At 63.1% G+C, this 18,583-nt stretch carries 19 protein-coding genes; 10 read left to right on the forward strand and 9 right to left on the reverse strand.

Annotation, left to right across the window (positions count from 1 at the left end; translation table 11 throughout):
- From NKJ08_RS25655 to NKJ08_RS25665, 3 genes are all read right to left on the reverse strand, one after another.
- Positions 1 to 1,223, reverse strand: a 1,223-nt coding sequence (locus NKJ08_RS25655; protein ID WP_352783983.1) for an AAA family ATPase, incomplete at its 3' end; no start/stop codon positions are given.
- Positions 1,224 to 1,340: 117 nt separating this feature from the next.
- Positions 1,341 to 2,087 carry a DsbA family protein gene (locus NKJ08_RS25660; RefSeq protein ID WP_352526996.1) on the reverse strand — a complete coding sequence of 249 codons (747 nt, stop codon included), beginning with the start codon at positions 2,085 to 2,087 and terminating at the stop codon, positions 1,341 to 1,343.
- A gap of 129 nt (positions 2,088 to 2,216) precedes the next feature.
- A complete protein-coding gene (locus NKJ08_RS25665; protein WP_352526995.1) occupies positions 2,217 to 2,717 on the reverse strand; it encodes a DUF721 domain-containing protein in 501 nt (166 codons plus the stop codon).
- Between the two features lie 56 nt (positions 2,718 to 2,773).
- Between NKJ08_RS25665 and mutY the strand changes: the two genes are divergently transcribed.
- Together mutY and NKJ08_RS25675 are read left to right on the forward strand one after the other, a co-directional pair.
- Positions 2,774 to 3,886, forward strand: a complete 1,113-nt coding sequence (gene mutY, locus NKJ08_RS25670) for an A/G-specific adenine glycosylase (protein WP_352526994.1) — start codon at positions 2,774 to 2,776, stop codon at positions 3,884 to 3,886.
- Between the two features lie 11 nt (positions 3,887 to 3,897).
- Complete coding sequence (locus NKJ08_RS25675; RefSeq protein WP_352526993.1) at positions 3,898 to 4,515, forward strand: HAD family hydrolase; 618 nt, start codon at positions 3,898 to 3,900, stop codon at positions 4,513 to 4,515.
- A gap of 59 nt (positions 4,516 to 4,574) precedes the next feature.
- On the opposite strand, the gene NKJ08_RS25680 is transcribed toward NKJ08_RS25675, so the two are convergent.
- On the reverse strand, positions 4,575 to 5,708 hold the full coding sequence (locus NKJ08_RS25680; RefSeq protein ID WP_352526992.1) for a site-specific DNA-methyltransferase: 1,134 nt from the start codon (positions 5,706 to 5,708) through the stop codon (positions 4,575 to 4,577).
- A gap of 180 nt (positions 5,709 to 5,888) precedes the next feature.
- Between NKJ08_RS25680 and NKJ08_RS25685 the strand changes: the two genes are divergently transcribed.
- Positions 5,889 to 6,578, forward strand: a complete 690-nt coding sequence (locus NKJ08_RS25685) for an HAD family hydrolase (RefSeq protein ID WP_352526991.1) — start codon at positions 5,889 to 5,891, stop codon at positions 6,576 to 6,578.
- Between the two features lie 38 nt (positions 6,579 to 6,616).
- Here the strand turns inward: NKJ08_RS25685 and NKJ08_RS25690 are convergent, their stop codons facing one another.
- Positions 6,617 to 7,321 (reverse strand): hypothetical protein, encoded by a 705-nt coding sequence (locus tag NKJ08_RS25690; RefSeq protein ID WP_352783987.1) that lies wholly within the window; start codon positions 7,319 to 7,321, stop codon positions 6,617 to 6,619.
- A 128-nt stretch (positions 7,322 to 7,449) separates the two neighbouring features.
- Here NKJ08_RS25690 and thrC point away from each other — a divergent pair, with 128 nt between their 5' ends.
- Genes thrC through NKJ08_RS25710 form a run of 4 tightly spaced genes read left to right on the forward strand, consistent with a single transcriptional unit; the run spans position 7,450 to position 13,657 of the window.
- A complete protein-coding gene (gene thrC, locus NKJ08_RS25695; protein WP_352783989.1) occupies positions 7,450 to 8,847 on the forward strand; it encodes a threonine synthase in 1,398 nt (465 codons plus the stop codon).
- Positions 8,848 to 8,861: 14 nt separating this feature from the next.
- Entirely contained in the window at positions 8,862 to 10,154 is a 1,293-nt protein-coding gene (locus NKJ08_RS25700) for a M16 family metallopeptidase (RefSeq protein ID WP_352526988.1), read from the forward strand.
- A 15-nt stretch (positions 10,155 to 10,169) separates the two neighbouring features.
- The gene (locus NKJ08_RS25705; RefSeq protein WP_352526987.1) at positions 10,170 to 10,766 is read left to right on the forward strand and encodes a GNAT family N-acetyltransferase; all 597 of its coding nucleotides are present in this window, start codon (positions 10,170 to 10,172) and stop codon (positions 10,764 to 10,766) included.
- A gap of 2 nt (positions 10,767 to 10,768) precedes the next feature.
- A complete protein-coding gene (locus NKJ08_RS25710) occupies positions 10,769 to 13,657 on the forward strand; it encodes an EAL domain-containing protein (RefSeq protein WP_352783992.1) in 2,889 nt (962 codons plus the stop codon).
- A gap of 23 nt (positions 13,658 to 13,680) precedes the next feature.
- Here NKJ08_RS25710 and NKJ08_RS25715 read toward each other — a convergent pair whose 3' ends face one another.
- The gene (locus NKJ08_RS25715; RefSeq protein ID WP_352527066.1) at positions 13,681 to 14,289 is read right to left on the reverse strand and encodes a YqgE/AlgH family protein; all 609 of its coding nucleotides are present in this window, start codon (positions 14,287 to 14,289) and stop codon (positions 13,681 to 13,683) included.
- A gap of 147 nt (positions 14,290 to 14,436) precedes the next feature.
- Between NKJ08_RS25715 and NKJ08_RS25720 the strand changes: the two genes are divergently transcribed.
- From NKJ08_RS25720 to NKJ08_RS25730, 3 genes are all read left to right on the forward strand, one after another.
- Positions 14,437 to 15,243, forward strand: coding sequence for a protein-disulfide reductase DsbD domain-containing protein (locus NKJ08_RS25720; protein WP_352777889.1), 807 nt, complete (start codon positions 14,437 to 14,439; stop codon positions 15,241 to 15,243).
- Between the two features lie 83 nt (positions 15,244 to 15,326).
- On the forward strand, positions 15,327 to 15,827 hold the full coding sequence (locus tag NKJ08_RS25725) for a peroxiredoxin (RefSeq protein WP_352526984.1): 501 nt from the start codon (positions 15,327 to 15,329) through the stop codon (positions 15,825 to 15,827).
- A gap of 146 nt (positions 15,828 to 15,973) precedes the next feature.
- Positions 15,974 to 16,453, forward strand: coding sequence for a DUF2938 domain-containing protein (locus tag NKJ08_RS25730; protein ID WP_352783994.1), 480 nt, complete (start codon positions 15,974 to 15,976; stop codon positions 16,451 to 16,453).
- Between the two features lie 4 nt (positions 16,454 to 16,457).
- Here the strand turns inward: NKJ08_RS25730 and NKJ08_RS25735 are convergent, their stop codons facing one another.
- From NKJ08_RS25735 to NKJ08_RS25745, 3 genes are read right to left on the reverse strand one after another with little or no spacing between them, the layout of a single operon-like run.
- The gene (locus NKJ08_RS25735; protein WP_352783996.1) at positions 16,458 to 17,051 is read right to left on the reverse strand and encodes a histidine phosphatase family protein; all 594 of its coding nucleotides are present in this window, start codon (positions 17,049 to 17,051) and stop codon (positions 16,458 to 16,460) included.
- A 41-nt stretch (positions 17,052 to 17,092) separates the two neighbouring features.
- Complete coding sequence (rnhA, locus tag NKJ08_RS25740; protein WP_352783998.1) at positions 17,093 to 17,623, reverse strand: ribonuclease HI; 531 nt, start codon at positions 17,621 to 17,623, stop codon at positions 17,093 to 17,095.
- Positions 17,620 to 18,582: a homoserine kinase gene (locus tag NKJ08_RS25745; protein ID WP_352784000.1), complete on the reverse strand. Its 963-nt coding sequence runs from the start codon at positions 18,580 to 18,582 to the stop codon at positions 17,620 to 17,622. The genes rnhA and NKJ08_RS25745 overlap by 4 nt, the downstream gene beginning before the upstream one ends.
- Position 18,583: the final 1 nt, after the last annotated feature.

Raw genomic sequence — 18,583 nt, forward strand, 5'->3', positions numbered from 1 at the left:
GTGTCGCGCAGCGTCCGTTCGATCTGGTTGCGCGAGGCGGCAGCCTCAGCCCGTTCGGCGGTCAGCGCGGCGAGCCTGGCCTCGCTCACGGCAAGCGTCGATGCCGCCTGCTCGAAAGCCGCGCGGGTGCTGGCCTCGCGCTCGGCAGCGCCGGCGTTTTCGGCGTTGAGCGCGGCTTCTTCGGCAGCGAGGCGTTCGAGGATATCCGCATTGTCGCGGACCATGCGCTCCTCGCGGGCAAGGTCGCCGTCGAGCTGTTGCAGTCGGCGGTCGAGCTCAGCCTGGCGGGCGCGGATGCGGCCTGCCTCTTCCTCGATCTGCGCCTTGGCGATCGACAGACGCTGGAAGGCGGCGGCGGCGGCGGCTTCCGCATCGCGCAGGTCCGGCAGCCGGTGGGCGTTGATGCCTTGTTCCCTGGCGGCAGCCATCTGGGCGGCGGCACGGTCGCCGACCAGCGCGGTGGCAATCGCCAGCGCCGAACGCGCTTCGCCTTCCTGCGTCTTGGCCAGCGTCCAGCGCAGATGCAGCAGCGTCGCTTCGGCCTTGCGGATATCGGCCGACAGGTTCTTGAAGCGCGAGGCCTGGCGGGCCTGGCGTTTCAGGCTTTCGATCTGGCTTTCCAGTTCGCCGACGACGTCGTCCAGCCGTTCGAGGTTCTGTTCGGCCGCCTTCAGCCGCAGCTCGGCTTCGTGGCGGCGCGTATGCAGGCCGGAAATCCCAGCCGCCTCTTCCAGCAGCGCGCGGCGCGCCTGCGGCTTTGCCTGGATCAGCTCGCCGATGCGGCCCTGGCCGACCATAGAGGGCGAGCGGGCACCGGTCGACTGATCTGCGAACAGCAGCTGCACGTCCTTGGCGCGGGCTTCTTTGCCGTTGATGCGGTAGAGCGAGCCGGCCTCGCGCTCGATGCGGCGCGAGACCTGCAATTCATCGGCGTCATTGAAAGCGGACGGCGCGGTGCGGTCGCTATTGTCGAGGAACAGCGTGACTTCGGCGGTGTTGCGGGCCGCACGCGTTCCCGAACCGGAAAAGATCACGTCGTCCATACCGGACGCACGCATGTTCTTGTAGGAGCTTTCGCCCATAACCCAGCGCAGCGCCTCGACCAGGTTCGACTTGCCGCAGCCGTTCGGCCCAACGATGCCGGTCAGGCCGCGTTCGATGACGAACTCGCCGGGTTCGACGAAGGATTTGAAGCCGAGGAGGCGAAGGCGCGAGAACTTCATTCGCGCCGGCCCATAGCCAAGTTCCGCAAAAGTCTTCCGCGGCTTTGCGACAAGAACCCGCGGCACAACAAAAAGCCGCGCACGCCGAAGCGCAGCTGCTTCGGCGTCGCCGAAACGTCAGAGCAGAGGGTCGATGATGGCCGACATTTCCGCAATCGACATCGCCCCTTTGTAGGTCTTTCCGTTGATGAAAAAGGTCGGTGTGGAATCGACCTTGAATTCGTCGGCGCCGCGCTTCTGGACGGATCTCACATCGTCCAGAAGTTTCTGGTCCGTCAAGCAGGCCTCGAAGGACTCCTGTGTAAAACCGGCAAGCTTGGCGATTTGCAGCAGTGCGTCCTTGGTATTGTTCACACCAACCCAGTTCGCCTGCTGCCTGAACAGCACGTCGACCATCGGGAAATAATTGTCCTTGGAGCAGCGCGCCAGCATGAAACCGGCTTCGGCGCTGGGATCGAACGGAAATTCGCGCAGGATGTAGCGGGCCTTGCCGGTGTCGATATACTTCGTCTTCAGCTCCGGAAAAGTGGTTTCGGCGAAATGCGCGCAGTGCGGGCAGGTCATCGAGGCATATTCGACGATGGTGACCTTTGCATCGTCCTTGCCGAGCTGCATGTCGGGCAGCGCGCCCGGCTTCAACAAGGCCGCCATGTCCACCGTACCCTGAGCTTCCGGCGCCTTGGCGGCGGCTGGAGCGGCCGGCTTCGCAGCGTCGGCGGGTTTCGTCGAATCGGCGGGGGCCGCAGGCGTCACATCCTGCGCCTCGGCTTTCTCGCCCGAGTCGCTGCATGCGGCAAGCAGAGCCACCGCTGGTATGGCGGCCAGCGAAGACAAGAGGTTTCTGCGGGACAAGGAACGGATCATACGAATCACCTGGCAATAGTTAGATTTTGCAATGCAAAGGCTACAAAAAGCGAGAGTTGGCGCGAATTAAGGCATTGCCGTCCCTATTCCAATCGCCAAATTCCAGCATGCCATCACGATAGCGCGAGATCACGGCTTCTTTTGGCCGAGAATGGTGGCGCCAAGCCGCTCCAGCGAGGCGCGCAGCCCGTCGTCCTCGATCAAACCGACCGTGCCTGACAGCTTCGCCTTCTCGGCCACGGTCAGCGGCCGCAAACTGGGTTTCGGCTTTTCCTTGCCCGTCATTACCGGCTTCTGCACGATCCTGATCCGGCCGATCGCATTGAAACCGAGAAACGCATTGACCCGGTTGATGATCTCGCCGGTCTCGTGCTGCAGATGCAGTGCCGCCACACCCTCGCAGGCAATGACCAGCACCGCCGGCTCGAACGGATCGTCCTCATGCATGCGGCGCGGCCACTGGATCTTTTCCGGGCGCGAGCGGCCGGCAAGCCGCGGCCCGGCAATCTCTTCCCACGACTGGACCAGCCCGATCGACATGCCGGCCCGCTTGCGCAGCACCGGGTCGAGTATCTCGGTTGCGAGATCGCTCACCGGAACGGGATTGCCGAAGGGCCTTTTCCCTGCCATGTGCGTTCTCCAGTCACCAGCTTCAGCACCAGTGGATTAGGGCCGACCGTCGATCAATGGCACTGCACGACCAGACCCGCAAGGCCGTATCCGCAGGCGATGGCGAGATCGCGTTCCGGCTGCTTGGCTGGTACGACGCGCATCACCGCGACCTGCCCTGGCGCGTTCCGCCGCGCGCGCTGGCAGGCGGCGCGCGGCCCGATCCCTATCTGGTCTGGCTTTCCGAGGTGATGCTTCAGCAAACCACGGTCGAGGCGGTAAAATCCTATTTCCGGGCTTTCGTGCAGAAATGGCCGACGGTCGAAGCACTGGCGGCGGCACCGACCGAAGACATCATGAAGGCCTGGGCCGGGCTCGGCTATTATTCTCGCGCCCGCAACCTTAAAGCCTGTGCCGATCTCGTCGCGCGGCAAGGCGGTCGCTTTCCGGACAGCGAGACCGGCTTGAAGGAACTGCCCGGGATCGGCGCCTACACGGCGGCGGCAGTCGCGGCGATCGCTTTCGACCGGCCCGCCGCCGTCGTCGACGGCAATGTCGAGCGGGTCGTCTCACGGCTGTTTTCTATCGCCACGCCGCTGGGCGAGGCCAAGGGCGAGATACGCGGCCATGTCGAGCGCATGGTTCCCCGGACAAGGCCGGGTGACTTCGCCCAGGCGATGATGGACCTGGGCGCGACGATCTGCACGCCGCGCCGGCCCCGCTGCATGCTTTGCCCGGTACGGCAGGATTGCAGCGCGACCACCTCAGGCGACCCCGAACGCTTTCCGGTCCGCCTGCCCAAGGCCGAAAAACCCTTGCGCCGCGGCGCCGCCTTCGTTGCCTTCAGGGGCGACGGCGCCATCCTTTTGCGCAAGCGCGTGGATAAAGGCCTGCTCGGCGGCATGACCGAAGTGCCCACGACCAGCTGGACCGCGCGGATCGACGGCGCCACCACCGATGCGGCAGCCCCATTCCCCGGCGACTGGCGGCGGGCCGGGCGCATTGGCCATGTCTTCACCCACTTCGCGCTCGAACTCGACGTGTTCAAGGCGGAGACCGACAGCGCCGCCCCGGCAGGGCATTTCTGGTCGCTGGCGCATGAAATTTCCGGGGAAGCGCTGCCGACCGTCATGAAAAAGGTAATCGAAGCGGCGATACCGGGCGCGACGAAGAAGCAGCGGCCGCATTGAAAGAGAGAAGAATGACTGAAATCCGCCACATCGTTTTCGACATCGGCAAAGTGCTGATCCACTACGATCCGAACCTGCCTTTCAGCCGCTTGATCCCCGATCCCGACGAACGGAAATGGTTCTTCGACAATGTCTGCACGCATGACTGGAATATCGAGCAGGACCGCGGCCGCAGCTGGGAGGAGGCCGAAGCGCTGGCAATCGCGGAGTATCCCGAGCACGCCGAAAACGTCCGCAATTTCCGCCGGCACTGGCACGAGATGGTGCCTCATGCCTATGAGGACAGCGTCGCCATCATGATCGGCCTGATCGAGAGCGGCCATGACGTGACGATGCTGACCAATTTCGCCGCGGACACGCTTGCCGAGGCCCGCGAGCGTTTCGATTTCCTCAATCGGCCGCGCGGCGTGACCGTTTCCGGCGACATCCGCCAGATCAAGCCGGATCGCGCCATCTATGATCACCACGTCGCCGCGTTCGGCCTCGATCCGGCAGCCACGCTGTTCATCGACGACAGCCAGAAGAATGTCGACGGCGCCAAGGCGGCCGGGTGGCAGGCTGTGCTGTTCACCGACGCCCAGACGCTCAAGGCGGATCTTGAGCGTCTTGGGATCATAGTGTTATTTTAATCACTTCCAGTAACTGGCTGAGACTTCGCATTAACGAATCTGTCGCAACTCAGAAGCCGTCAGGCCCCTGCCCGCTCCATGCCCAGCCGCGCAATGCGGCGAAGCTCGTCGATCGGTGTCAGGCCGCCGCTGCGCTCATAATGCCAGAAGGTCCAGCCATTGCAGGCGTCGAGCCCCTGGACTTCCGCACCGATCTTGTGGATCGACCCGGCACTGTCGCCGATCGCCAGAGTGCCGTCGGCGCGCACCTTTGCCGCCCAGCGCTTCTTGGCGTCGTAGAGCGTGGCGCCGGGTGCCACCAGGCCATTGTCGAGAAGAGTGACGAAGGCGACGCGCGGCTCGGCGCGCTTGCCGGTCAGCACCGTCAGATTGGCGCCGTCGAGCGGCCGGACCGCATCGATCCTGTCCATGGCGGCATCGATATAAGCCTGCTCACGCTCGATGCCGACGAAGTGGCGGCCAAGCCGCTTGGCCACCGCGCCGGTAGTGCCTGAACCGAAGAAGGGGTCGAGCACAATGTCGCCGGGCCTGGTCGAGGCCGTCATGACACGGGCAAGCAACGCTTCCGGCTTCTGCGTCGGATGCAATTTGTCGCCATTGTCGTTCTTCAGGCGCTCGCCGCCGGTGCAGATCGGAAACAGCCAGTCGGAGCGCATCTGAATGTCGTCGTTCGACGCCTTCAGCGCCTCGTAGTTGAATGTGTAACCCTTGCCCTTCTGGTCGCGCGATGCCCAGATCATCGTCTCATGCGCGTTCTGGAAACGGCGGCCACGGAAATTGGGCATTGGATTGGTCTTGCGCCAGACGACGTCGTTGAGGATCCAGAAGCCCAGGTCCTGCATTTTGGCGCCGACCCTGAAAATATTGTGGTAGGAGCCGATGACCCAGATCGTGCCGTTGGGCTTCAACACGCGGCGCGCCGCCAGCAGCCAGGCGCGAGTGAAGGCGTCGTAGGCCTCAAAACTGTCGAACTGGTCCCAATGGTCGTCGACGGCATCGACCTTGGATTGGTCGGGCCGATGCAGATCGCCATCGAGCTGCAGATTGTAAGGCGGATCAGCAAAGATCACGTCGATCGACTTTTCCGGCAGCCGTTCGAGCGCGGCGACGCAGTCGCCCTTCAGGATCGTATCCAGCCACTCGGATTGCTGGGGAGCATCGGAAAGCTCGTCGAGAAGACGCACGGCAGACATTGTGACACCCAAGGCACGCGTTACTGTTTACTCCGCGTTATGGTTACCGATCAGCGTAAATATTCAGTGAAGCAGGCCGCTGAATTTGCGAAGCCCGGCCTGTTGGTGTATGCCGCGCCGCCTGAGCCGTTTGGACCAAAGGCCTCTCGGCATTCCCTTCATCCCGCTTCCCGGATCACCATGCCTCAGCCAGACCTTGTCATCTTCGATTGCGACGGCGTGCTCGTCGATTCCGAAATCATCGCCGCGCGCATCGATGCCGAGCTTTTGACCTCGGCCGGCTACGAGATATCGGCCGAGGAGATTTCCGAGGTCTATGCCGGGCTGACCTTCAAGGACATCATGATGCGGGTCGAGGAAAAGTCCCGTATCCCGTTCCAGGCTTCGCTGATCGACAAGGAGGAACAGCTGGTCGATCGCAGGCTGCGCAGCGACGTGCGTGCCATCGACGGGGCGCATGAGGCGGTCGCCGCGGTAACAGTGCCGCGCTGCGTCTGCTCGAATTCGCGTTCCGAGCGGATCGAATTCATGCTGGAGAAGGTGCATCTTTTGCCGTTCTTTGCCGGCCGGATTTTTTCCTCGCTGGAAACCCCGACCGGGAAAACCAAGCCGGCGCCGGACGTGTTTCGGTTCGCCGCGGAAAAGCTCAAGGCCGATCCTGCCAACACCTTCGTCATCGAGGATTCGGTGCATGGCGTCACCGGCGCCAAAATGGCAGGAATGCGCGTCATCGGCTTCACCGGCGCGGCGCACAGCTATCCCGGCCATGCCGACGCGCTGACCGAGGCCGGCGCCGAAACGGTCATCCGCCGCTGGGCGGAACTGAAAAGCGTGATCGCCGCGCTGTCGGAATGGTCGGCGGACGCCTGAGAGGCCGTCTCCAACCGCCGTGGCGCGAATGCAGCGGCTCAGTTGGTCGCGGCGGTTTTCTTCTTCTTCGGCTTGTTTGTCGCTACTTTCGGAGCGCCCTCGTCATAACCGGCATATGCCTGGTAGTCCTGCGCCGTCGGCTCCGGAATGACGACGTTGGAATCGGTGAAGACGAACTGCGTGGCACTCGAAGGATCGGTGACCTGAACCTGATGGGAGTGAAGCTGCGAATAGAGAACTTCGGTGCCGTGCATCACCGCGATACGGATCGGCATGGTGATGGTGCCGGGGGTGAACATCGGGCCAGGCACGACCTTGCCGGCGACGGCTATCTTCATCGACAAGGAGCCGTTGGCGCGGCTGCAGTCGCGGGTCACATCGGTGATCGAAGCCTGATAAATGATCTTGGCGGAATCGTCCGGCTGGTCGGCGCCTACCGCGTCCGGGGCCGTCTGGGTTGCTTGAGCATCCTGGGCGGCGACGTCGGTTTTCTTCTTCGGCTTCGGACCGCTTTTGGCATAGGTGTTGAAGAAGGCAGTGCCGTCACGCAACGTCACTTTCGGACAATAGGCCTGCAATTGGCTGGAAAGCACCTTGGGGTCCGGTGGCGGTGGTGGCGTCGTATCCTTCTTGCCGAAGCCGAGAATGCCAGTGTCGCCTGATTGGCAGCCCGCGGCGGCAAGCATAAAGCCGGTGAGCGCCAGACCCGCGACAAAACGACCGTTGAATGAATGAAACGCCATGAACTGCACTTCCCTCTCGCAAAGCCGGTGACGTATATCAACCGCGCGGCAAAAATGCGACTGAGCCAGCGCAGAAATCCACCACCCTGCGGCGGGCGAAGATTCCCGGCAGCAATGGAAACGTGACGATGCAATATGTGAGTACCCGCGGGGAAGCGCCCGCGCTTGGATTTTCCGGCGCGGTTCTGGCCGGACTGGCGCGCGACGGCGGGCTTTATCTGCCGAGCGCCTGGCCGCATTTTTCCGTAGCCGAGATCCGCGCCATGCGCGGCCTTGCCTATCCCGATCTGGCCATCCGTGTGCTGTCGCCGTTCCTCGGCGGCGAGATCGCGGCGCCGGTGTTCGAACGGCTGGTGCGCGAAGCCTATGCGACCTTCCGCCATGAGGCCGTCTGCCCGCTGGTGCAGACCGGGCCGAACCGGTTCGTGCTCGAGCTCTTCCACGGCCCGACGCTCGCTTTCAAGGACGTGGCGATGCAGCTTCTCGCGCGGCTGATGGACCATGTGCTGGCCGAGCGCGACCAGCACGCCACCATTGTCGGCGCCACCTCCGGCGACACCGGTGGGGCCGCCATCGATGCCTTTGCCGGGCGCAACCGTACCGACATCTTCGTACTTTTCCCGCACGGCCGCGTCTCGCCGGTGCAGCAGCGGCAGATGACGACCTCGACCGCCGCAAACGTCCATGCATTGGCGATCGAAGGCAATTTCGACGACTGCCAGGGCCTGGTGAAGGACATGTTCAACGACCACGGTTTTCGCGACCGGGTGTCGCTGTCCGGCGTCAATTCGATCAACTGGGCCCGCATCATGGCCCAGATCGTCTATTATTTTTCGTCCGCGCTGTCGCTCGGCGCGCCCGACAGGCCGGTTTCCTTCACCGTGCCGACCGGCAATTTCGGCGACATCTTCGCCGGCTACGCCGCCAAGAAGATGGGGCTGCCGATCGAGCGGCTGATCATAGCCACCAACGACAACGACATTCTGGCACGCACCTTGGCGACCGGCGAATACCGCATGAAGGGGGTCTTTTCGACCACCTCGCCATCGATGGACATCCAGATCTCTTCGAACTTTGAACGCTTGCTGTTCGAGGCGGCCGGCCGCGATGCCTCGACCGTGCGGCACTACATGGACGGGCTCAAGCAGTCCGGCGCCTTCACTATCGAGGCCGGCGAAATCGGCAAGATCCGCTCCGAATTCGACGCCGGCCGCGCCACCATGGACGAGGTTGCTGCTACAATCCGCGCCACACTTGCGGCGAGCGGCTATCTGCTCGACCCGCATACGGCCGCAGCCGTGCATGTGGCCGCCGGCAAGGCCGCCGGCGAGGTGCCGATGGTGGTGCTGGGCACTGCGCACCCGGCAAAGTTTCCGGCGGCCGTCGAGGCAGCCAGCGGCGTGTCGCCTGCCCTGCCCGCATGGCTAGACGGGTTGATGACGGCCGAGGAAAAATACACGGTACTTCCATCCGACCTGAAAATGGTGGAAGGTTATGTCGGCCGCCACACGCGGGCGGCGCGTTAGGGAGTAATTGCCATATGGGTGTTGAGGTAAGCCGTCTGTCGAACGGCCTGACAGTCGCCACCGAAACCCTTCCAAGCCTCGAATCCGTTGCCCTTGGCGCCTGGGTCAAGTCGGGCGCACGCAACGAGCGTGACGAAGAGCACGGAATGGCGCACTTGCTCGAGCACATGGCTTTCAAGGGTACCAAACGGCGAAGCGCCTTCGAGATCGCCTCGGAGATCGAGGATGTCGGCGGCGAGATCAACGCCGCTACCAGTGTCGAGACGACCTCCTATTACGCGAGGGTGCTGAGCGACAACGTGCCGCTGGCGGTCGATATCCTTTCCGACATCCTGCAGGAATCCGAATTCGATCCGCAGGAGCTGGAGCGCGAGCAACATGTGATTCTGCAGGAAATCGGCGCCGCTCACGATACGCCCGACGATGTCGTCTTCGATCACTTTACCGAGACCGCCTTCCGCCACCAGACTATTGGCCGCTCGATTCTCGGCACGCCGGAAACCGTCAAATCCTTCACCTCGAAGCAGCTGCACGACTTCATCGAACGGCAGTACGGCGCCGAGAACATGGTGATGGTGGCGGCCGGCGACATCAAGCACGACGATTTCGTGCGCGAGGTCGAAAAGCGTCTCGGCGGCTTCCGCGGCAAGGCCGACGGCACCATCCCGCAATATGCGCAGTATGTCGGCGGCGATTTTCGCGAAGACCGCGACTTGATGGACGCTCAGATCGTGCTGGGTTTCGAGGGTCGTGCCTATCACGTCCGCGACTTCTACGCCTCGCAGGTCCTGTCGATGATCCTCGGCGGCGGCATGTCGTCGCGGCTCTTTCAGGAAATCCGCGAAAAACGCGGCCTGTGCTATTCGGTTTATGCCTTCCACTGGGGGTTCTCCGATACCGGCATCTTCGGCGTCCATGCGGCGACCGGACAAAGCGATATTGCCGAGCTGGTGCCGGTGATCATCGACGAGTTGCAGAAGGCCGGTGAGAACATCCTGCAGGAGGAGCTTGACCGGGCGCGTGCCCAATATCGCGCCGGGCTGATCATGTCGGCCGAAAGCCCGGCAAGCCGCGCCTCGCAGATCGCCAGGCAGTTGCTTCTGTTCGGCAGGCCGATCGCCAAGGAAGAGCTGATGGAGCGGCTGTCGGCGTTGACGGTCGAGCGGCTGACGGACCTGTCGTCGCGGCTGTTTTCGACCAAGCCGACGCTTACAGCTGTCGGGCCGGTGGGTACGCTCGCGCCCTATGAGGCGATCCTCGATTCGCTTTCGGGCACGCAGACCACTGCCCGCAAGCTCGCCGTCTAAGCCTACCCGAGCCTCGTGTTCGCGCTCCCCTTCTTTCGCCGCGACCTGCCGGCACTGAAGGGCGACCTTGTCACGCTGCGCGTGCCGCTGACCAACGACTATCGCGAGTGGTCGGTGCTGCGCGGCGAAAGCCGCGCTTTTCTTGAGCCGTGGGAGCCGCGATGGACGCCGGACGAGCTCGACCGCACCGCGTGGCGGCATCGTATCGGCCGCTACCGGGAGGACTACGCGCAGGGGACGGCCATCGCGTTCTTCATCTTCGAGAAAAGCAGCGGCAAGCTTGCCGGCGGTATCACCCTCGGCAATATCCGCCATGGCGTCGCCCAAAGCGGCCATATCGGCTACTGGATCGGCGAGCGCTTCAGCGGCCGCGGCCTGATGACCGACGCCGTCAAGGTGGTAACGCGTTTCGCCTTCGAAACGCTGCGGTTGCACCGGATCGAAGCTGCCTGTATCCCCGACAACGCCCGGTCGATCCGCGTGCTTGAAAAAGCCGGATTCCGGCGCGAAGGACTGCTACGATCCTATCTCAGGATCAACGGCATCTGGCAGGACCATTACCTATACGCCCGGATCGCGGACGATTCGCCGGGCGTTGGAACAAAGGGCTGATTTTGACGAATTTTCTGCGCAACGGGTCGCTGCTTGCCTTTATGCTGGCGGCAATCGTCACGCTCTGTGCGGCATCCTCGGCCTTTGCGGTCGAACCGATCAAGATTGCCCGCGACGACGTGGCGCTCGACCTTTCGGGCGCGGTCGAAATCTACCGCAATCAGGGCGAGAATTTCCAGGTCTCGACGGCACCCGGGCCGGACGGCATCGTGCGGCGCATCGAGGTCGAAGCCAATGACGCGCGCTCGACCGGCGACTGGGCGGTGTTCGCGCTCGCCAACACCACCGACCAGCAGCTCGACAGGCTGATTGTCGCACCACATTTCCGCTTGGTGAATTCCGGCCTGTTCTGGCCGGATCTCGGCTCGACCCGCATTGCCGCGATCACGCCCAGCGAGGGCTTTGCGCTCGACCGCCAGACCAGCCCCGACGCCGACGTGTTCCGGGTAACGCTGAACCCTGGAACGGTGATCACCTTCATCGCCGAGCTGGCCTCGCCCAAGCTGCCGCAGGTCTATCTGTGGGACCCTGAATCCTACAAGGACTCGGTCAATTCCTACACGCTGTTTCGTGGCATCGTCATCGGCATCGCCGGCCTGCTGGCGCTGTTCCTGACCATTCTTTTCGTCGTCAAGGGGACCTCGATGTTCCCGGCAACGGCGGCCCTTGCCTGGGCGGTGCTTGCCTATATCTGCGTCGATTTCGGCTTTCTCAACAAGATCATAGAAATCTCACCGGGCAATGAGCAGATGTGGCGCGCCGGAACGGAGGTAGCGCTTGCGGCGACCTTCGTGGTGTTCCTGTTTGCCTATCTCAACCTCAACCGGTGGCACGGCCATTTCAGCTACGGCGCACTGGTCTGGATTCTCGGGCTGGTGCTGATCGCCGGCGTCGCCATCGTCGATCCGGCGGTTGCCGCCGGCATTGCCAGGCTGTCCTTCGCCGCCACCGCGCTGACCGGGCTCGGCCTGATCATCTTCCTCGGTATACGCGGTTACGACCGCGCCATCATGCTGGTGCCCAGTTGGGTGATGGTGCTGCTGTGGCTATGTGGATCGTGGATGGCGATCACCGGTATGCTCGACAACGATATCGCCCAGCCGGCGCTGGGCGGCGGGCTGATTCTCATCATTCTGCTGATCGGCTTCACCGTGATGCAACACGCTTTTGCCGGCGGCGCCCTGCATCAGGGCCTGTTCTCCGACCTCGAGCGGCAGGCGCTGGCGGTTGCCGGATCGGGCGATACTGTGTGGGACTGGGACGTGCTGCGCGACCGCGTCGTCACTCGTCCCGACGTCAGCATCCAGCTCGGGCTGGCGCCCAACAGCCTCGGCGGCCCTGCCCGCAACTGGCTGCCGGTGCTGCATGCCGACGACCGCGACACGTTTCGCACGACGCTCGACGTGGTGCTCGAACACCGGCGCGGCCGGGTGTCGCAGAATTTCCGCCTGCGCGGCGCCGACGGGCACTATCACTGGTTTTCGTTGCGCGCCCGGCCGGTGATCGGATCGGACGGCGAGGTGATCCGCTGCGTCGGCACCATGGTCGACGTGACGGAGCAGAAAAAGTCTGAGGAACGGCTGCTGCACGACGCCGTGCACGACAATCTGACCGGCCTGCCGAACCGCGAGCTGTTCATGAACCGGCTGGAGGCGATCATCTCGATCGCGCGGACGGAAGAGAAGGTCCGTCCGACCGTCTTCGTCATCGACATCGACCGCTTCAAGCAGGTCAATGACGGGCTCGGCATCTCGGCCGGCGATACCATCCTGCTCACCATTGCGCGCCGGCTGCACCGGCTGCTCAAACCGAAGGATTCATTGTCGCGCTTTGCCGGCGACCAGTTCGCGCTGATGCTGCTTTCCGACCAGGACCCGGCCCGCATCGCGGCCGTCGCCGACGCCATCAAACATGCGATCAACAACCCGATCACCTTCGCCAAGCGCGAGATCGTGCTGACCGCCTCGATCGGGCTGATCACCTGGACCTCGGCGCAGACTTCTGCCGAGGACATGGTCAAGGACGCCGAGCTCGCCATGCATCAGGCCAAGCGTTTCGGTGGCGACAGGATCGAGCCGTTCCGGCCCGCCTTCCGCACCGTCGGCACCGACCGGCTGCAGTTCGAGTCCGATCTGCGTCGCGCCATCGAACGGCGTGAATTCACGCTCGCCTACCAGCCCATCGTGCGGCTGGAAGACGGCAGCGTTGCCGGATTCGAAGCGCTGCTGCGCTGGGACCATCCGCGCCGCGGCATGATCCCGCCAGCGGATTTCATCCCGGTCGCCGAAAACTGCGGGCTGATCGTGCAGCTTGGCCTGTTTGCCATGCAACAGGCTGCCGAAGACCTGGCGGGGTGGCAAAAGCAGATCGGCGATGCGCCGCTGTCGGTTTCGGTCAATCTGTCCAGCCGTCAACTCATCCGCCGCGACCTGGTCAGCGACGTCCGCTCGGTGATCGCGCGGGCCAATCTGAAGCCGCGCTGCTTCCGGCTCGAACTCACCGAATCGCTGGTGATGGACAATCCCGAGCAGACCGCTCATGTGCTGACCAAGCTGAAGCAGCTTGGCATCGGCCTGTCGCTGGACGATTTCGGCACCGGCTATTCATCGCTGGCCTATCTGACGCGCTTCCCCTTCGACACCATCAAGATCGACAAGAGCTTCGTCGACGACGCGACGCCGAAACGCGCGGTGCTGCTCAAATCCATAGTCAACATGGCGCATGAGCTCGGCCTTTCGGTTGTCGCCGAAGGCATTTCGGACGAGAGCGATGCGCTGGAGCTGCGGCAGATGGGCTGCGAATACGTGCAGAGCTTCATGTTCGGCGCGCCGATGCCGGGCGACCAGGTGCTGAAGACGCTGAAGGAACAGTACCCGCTGACTCAGGCGTGACAAGTTTCGGGACGTGATGAGGTTCAGGCGTGACCGGCAGCCAGGCTGAGATGCGCGAGATCGATGCCGATCGAGGCAAGTATCCGGTCGTATTTGCGGTCGATGTCGGCGTCGAACAGAAGCTCGGCACTTGCCGGGCAAGTCAGCCAACCATTCTCGACGATCTCGTTTTCAAGCTGGCCCGCACCCCAGCCGGCATAGCCGAGCGCCATCAGAGCCCGCCGGGGTCCGCGGCCGGAGGAGATGGCGCGCAATATGTCGACGGTCGCGGTCAGGCAGACGTCGTCGGACACGGCGAGCGAGGATTCCACCCGGTAGTCGCCCGAATGCAGGACGAAGCCGCGGCTGCGATCCACCGGTCCGCCATTGCGCACGACGAAGTCGCGCGCCGGCGCCGGCAGGCGAATTGCCTCCAGCTCGTTCATGATGCCGAGTTGCACGAGCAGGTCCGGAAACAGCATTTGCTGCGTCTGGTTGATGATCAGCCCCATCGCGCCTTCGTCGCTGTGCGCGCAAATGTAGATGACGGAGCGCGTGAAGCGGTCGTCCTTCATGCCGGGCATGGCAATCAGGAACTGGTCGTCGAGAAAGCCGGGTCCTGCGGCCGTCTTTTTATGGCGTAACAAATCCATGACCACAGCGTAACGCGTTTCCAGGGCGCCGAAAAGATGGGCGGCGCCCGATTTGATCAGGCTCATAAGCCGAAGGTCACGCAAATATGATGCCGGCGGCGTCATGAAATCATTGTGCGGCCATCAACAGACGATCAAATCATCGCCATGCAAAGCTTGAAAATCCTGCTGCTTAGCGTGGCCATTGGATCGGCGACCGGCCTCCCCGCCTCAGCCTCCTCGTCGGCCTGGTACAACAGCGAAGGCGGCAGGGTGCGGCTGGTGACGAGCGGCAAAGCCGACGAGGCCGGGCGTCTCCAGGGCGTCCTCGACATTGCGCTGAAGCCCGGCTGGAAGACCTATTGGCGCGACCCGGGCGATGCGGGCGTGCCACCACAGATAGACGTCTCGGCCAGCACCAACATTGCCGACGCGACGCTTTCGTTTCCGCCGCCGCAGCGCCATGATGACGGCTATGGCAAATGGGCCGGCTACGACCACCCGGTTTCGTTGCCGGTGACGTTCACGCTTGCCGCGCCCGGCCAGCCGGCCGTCATCGATGCGGACATCTTCCTCGGCATTTGCGAAACCATCTGCATCCCGGTGCAGACAAGGCTGACCGTCGATCCCGGCGCCGATCCCGACAACGCCGAGGATGCGGCACTGGTCAAGGCAGGCCTTGCAACCCTGCCCGCCACGGCAACGCCCGATTTCGGCATAAACGTACTGCCGGGCGACCACGAAACGCTGATTGTCGAAGCGAGCTTTCCGGGCACTCCCGAGGCCGCCGACTTCTTCGTTGCCGGCGAACGCGACTACATGTTCGGTGCCCCGGCGCGCAGCGAAAAGGATGGCAAGCTGATCTTTACGGTGCCGATCCTCGACAGGCCGTCGACAACGCCAACCGATGGCGGCCTTCACTACACACTGACAAGTGCCGCTGGCGCGGTCGAAGGCCTGCTGCCTTTTCCGTGATGCCAACGTCTGGACGGTTGCCGGGCGCGCCTTAGTTCGCTATCGCAAGGACACTCCCTTTCCATTCTCAAGCGAGGACCATCATGACGATCTCCGTTGGCGACAAACTGCCCAATGCGACGTTCAAGACAATGACCGCCGACGGTGCAAAGCCGATCACGACGGGCGAGATATTCTTAGGAAAGAAGGTCGTGCTGTTTGGCGTTCCAGGCGCCTTCACGCCGACCTGCAGCAACAATCATCTGCCGGGCTACCTGGATAATTACGACGCTATCCTGGCGCGCGGCGTCGATACTATCGCCGTCGTCTCGGTCAACGATGTTCACGTCATGGGGGCCTGGGCCCGCTTCAGCGGCGGTGAAGGCAAAATCCTTTATCTTGCCGATGGCAATGGCGATTTCGCCAAATCGGTCGGTCTCGACGCCGACCTCTCCGGCGGCGGCATGGGGCTGCGCTCGAGGCGTTTTTCGATGATCGTCGATGACGGCAAGGTCACCTCGCTCAATGTCGAGACAAAGCCCGGCGTCGACGAATCCGGCGCTGCTCACATTCTCGGACAGCTTTCCGTCTTGGCGACAGCATAGGCCAGGGACGGCGGCGGTCGCCTTCGAGCGCTGCGCGTCGAAAGGATGCTGCCTTTGCATCGGCGCATGATCCTTCCGAAAGCCGACCCGGTTTTCAGGGCCATGCGTCGGCCCTTCGGGACTGCTTGCTTCTGGGGACCTGGATTATGTCTGACATCTTTTGGCGCGCTGTCGCGATCGGTATCGGCGCAACCGCGCTTATGGATGTCTGGGCGATTTTCCTGAACAGGGCGTTTGCTCAGCCGCGGCCGAACTGGGGGCTGGTCGGCCGCTGGGTCTGGCATCTCAGGGAAGGCAAGGTCTTCCATGACGACATTGGCGAGGCCTCGCCCTATGCGCATGAATCAGCGCTTGGCTGGGCCTTTCATTATGCTGTCGGCATCGTCTACGGCATCATACTGGTCGTGCTGGCCGGAACGGCCTGGCTCGCCGCGCCGACCTTCCTGCCGGCCTTTGTCCTCGGCATCGTCACCGTCGGCGCCGGCTGGTTTCTGCTGGCGCCCGGCATGGGTGCCGGCTGGGCCGCTTCGAAGCGGCCCAATCCGATGCAGGTCCGCGCCCTCAATCTTGTGTCGCACACGGTGTTCGCGCTCGGACTGTTCGGCACCGCCCTGCTGATCCGATAGGTAATTAACCGTCGCGGCGCTGCGTCGGCCTGTCGATCGGCTGCCATCCATGGATAACGCGACGCGCGCTGATATCGTATGCGAAGTAGTTCCCGCCGCCCGCTGGCTGATCCGCCTCGCGGCTGATTTCCCGACCGCTCAAAGAGAGCAGCAGGAGCGTTCCGACACCTCCGTGACCTATGAAAGCAACGTCGACAGCGGCGTCGGTGCCTAGCACAGTGTCCACCTCGCTTAGAATACGACGCTGGGCATCGATAGCTCGCTCCCATCCACGAATGCTGCTGTTTGGATTGGCGAAGAATTGGTCGGCGACCGCTTCGAATTCCGATGGCGGCAGGAAACCGGTTGCCGATCGGTCATTCTCATGCATCCGTTCCCTCACCTCGACTGCAAGGCGGAGATGCCTTCCGAGTATCTCGGCGGTTTCTATCGCCTTGCGTTCACCCGACGACACGATCCGCCGGATCGACCCAACCCACGGCTGGTCGAGCATTGCAGATGTTCTTGCTCGCCCGATATCGGACAGCCCCCATTCGGGCACGGGAATGTTGGCATCGACCTGAACTTGGGGATGGGTGACATAATACAGAACCGGCATGATCGAGGTTCCCTGCCTGAGAGCGAGCCAGCTCCTGGAACTCAATAGCTCTGGGTCGAGCGCCGCGCCTTCGCGACTGCCGGCTGTTTTGCCTGCTCGGCTGGCTTTGGCGGCGTGGCAGGCTTGACCGGACCTTTCTTGAACGGCGCCATGCCTTCACGCGCGAGTTGGTCGGCGCGCTCGTTCTCGACATGGCCGTCATGGCCCTTGACCCAGTTCCAGGTCACCTTGTGACGCTTGTTGGCCTCGTCCAGCGCCTGCCAGAGTTCACCGTTCTTGACCGGCTTCTTGTCGGCGGTCTTCCAGCCGTTCTTCTTCCAACCGTGGATCCACTTGGAAATGCCGTCCATGACGTATTTGCTGTCGGTATGAAGGTCGACCGTGCAGGGTTCCTTCAACGCATTCAGCGCCGAGATGGCAGCGAGCAGCTCCATGCGGTTGTTGGTCGTCTCCGCCTCGCCGCCGGAAAGCTCCTTGGTGGTGCCGTTGAAGCGCAGGATCGCGCCCCAGCCGCCAGGGCCGGGATTGCCCGAACAGGCACCGTCGGTGAAAATCTCAACGTGTTTGCTCATGCCAATCCATATTCCGAGGGAGACCTGATCGCCCGATGGAATCGCATCCTGCGGATATACTCGGTCGGGTCGCGTTTCATCACCAGCCCGCCATCGGGAACGGTCAGCCAGTCATAGAGCCGGGTCAGCATGAAGCGCAGCGCCGAGCCGCGCGCCAGCATCGGCAGCGCAGCTTTCTCGTCGCCGCTCAACGGCCGCACGCTTTGGTAGCCGGCAAGCAGCGCTGTGCCCTTGGTCAGATTGAAGGAGAAATCCTTCTCGAAACACCAGGCGTTGAGGCAGGTGGCGACGTCATAGGCGTAGAGATCGTTGCAGGCGAAATAGAAGTCGATCAGCCCGGACAGTTTTTCGCCGAGGAAAAAGACATTGTCCGGGAAAAGATCGGCATGGATGATGCCTTGCGGCAGACCCTTCGGCCAGTTCCGCTCGAAGTCGGCGAAATCGGCATCGACCTCGGCGGCCAGTCCCGGCTCGACCTCGTCGGCGCGCGCGCGGGCGGCGTTCCATAGCTTGCGCCAGCCATCGATGGCAAGGGCGTTCGGACGGGTCATCGGGAAGTCCGCCCCGGCAAGATGTAGTGCCGCCAGCGCCTTGCCGACCTCTGCGCAATGCGCGGCCGTCGGCCGCCGCAGCGACAGGCCTTCGAGAAAGGTGATGATGACCGCCGGCCGGCCGGCAAGCGTTCCAATCACACCGCCATCATGCGCGGTGACCGGGAGCGGGCACGAAATGCCCTTTCTTGCGAGGTGGGCCATGAGGCCGAGAAAGAACGGCAGGTCAGCCTTGTCGACGCGCTTCTCGTAAAGCGTCAGGATGTAGGAGCCGCTGCTGGTGTGCAGTAAAAAATTCGAGTTTTCGGTGCCTTCGGCGATGCCCTTGTAGGACAAGAGATCGCCGACCGGATAGTTCTTGAGGAAGGCGCCGAGCTCGCCCTCATTGACGTCGGTATAGACGGCCATG

Origin of the sequence: Mesorhizobium sp. M0244, from assembly GCF_040321795.1 — a bacterium.
In the GTDB taxonomy this organism is placed as follows: Bacteria; Pseudomonadota; Alphaproteobacteria; order Rhizobiales; family Rhizobiaceae; genus Mesorhizobium.

Coding starts and splice junctions, on each gene's coding strand:
- NKJ08_RS25660 (WP_352526996.1), bottom strand. CDS start 2,087: ATGATCCGTTCCTTGTCCCGCAGAAACCTCTTGTCTTCGCTGGCCGCC.
- NKJ08_RS25665 (WP_352526995.1), bottom strand. CDS start 2,717: ATGGCAGGGAAAAGGCCCTTCGGCAATCCCGTTCCGGTGAGCGATCTC.
- mutY (WP_352526994.1), top strand. CDS start 2,774: ATGGCACTGCACGACCAGACCCGCAAGGCCGTATCCGCAGGCGATGGC.
- NKJ08_RS25675 (WP_352526993.1), top strand. CDS start 3,898: ATGACTGAAATCCGCCACATCGTTTTCGACATCGGCAAAGTGCTGATC.
- NKJ08_RS25680 (WP_352526992.1), bottom strand. CDS start 5,708: ATGTCTGCCGTGCGTCTTCTCGACGAGCTTTCCGATGCTCCCCAGCAA.
- NKJ08_RS25685 (WP_352526991.1), top strand. CDS start 5,889: ATGCCTCAGCCAGACCTTGTCATCTTCGATTGCGACGGCGTGCTCGTC.
- NKJ08_RS25690 (WP_352783987.1), bottom strand. CDS start 7,321: ATGGCGTTTCATTCATTCAACGGTCGTTTTGTCGCGGGTCTGGCGCTC.
- thrC (WP_352783989.1), top strand. CDS start 7,450: ATGCAATATGTGAGTACCCGCGGGGAAGCGCCCGCGCTTGGATTTTCC.
- NKJ08_RS25700 (WP_352526988.1), top strand. CDS start 8,862: ATGGGTGTTGAGGTAAGCCGTCTGTCGAACGGCCTGACAGTCGCCACC.
- NKJ08_RS25715 (WP_352527066.1), bottom strand. CDS start 14,289: ATGGATTTGTTACGCCATAAAAAGACGGCCGCAGGACCCGGCTTTCTC.
- NKJ08_RS25720 (WP_352777889.1), top strand. CDS start 14,437: ATGCAAAGCTTGAAAATCCTGCTGCTTAGCGTGGCCATTGGATCGGCG.
- NKJ08_RS25725 (WP_352526984.1), top strand. CDS start 15,327: ATGACGATCTCCGTTGGCGACAAACTGCCCAATGCGACGTTCAAGACA.
- NKJ08_RS25730 (WP_352783994.1), top strand. CDS start 15,974: ATGTCTGACATCTTTTGGCGCGCTGTCGCGATCGGTATCGGCGCAACC.
- NKJ08_RS25735 (WP_352783996.1), bottom strand. CDS start 17,051: ATGCCGGTTCTGTATTATGTCACCCATCCCCAAGTTCAGGTCGATGCC.
- rnhA (WP_352783998.1), bottom strand. CDS start 17,623: ATGAGCAAACACGTTGAGATTTTCACCGACGGTGCCTGTTCGGGCAAT.
- NKJ08_RS25745 (WP_352784000.1), bottom strand. CDS start 18,582: ATGGCCGTCTATACCGACGTCAATGAGGGCGAGCTCGGCGCCTTCCTC.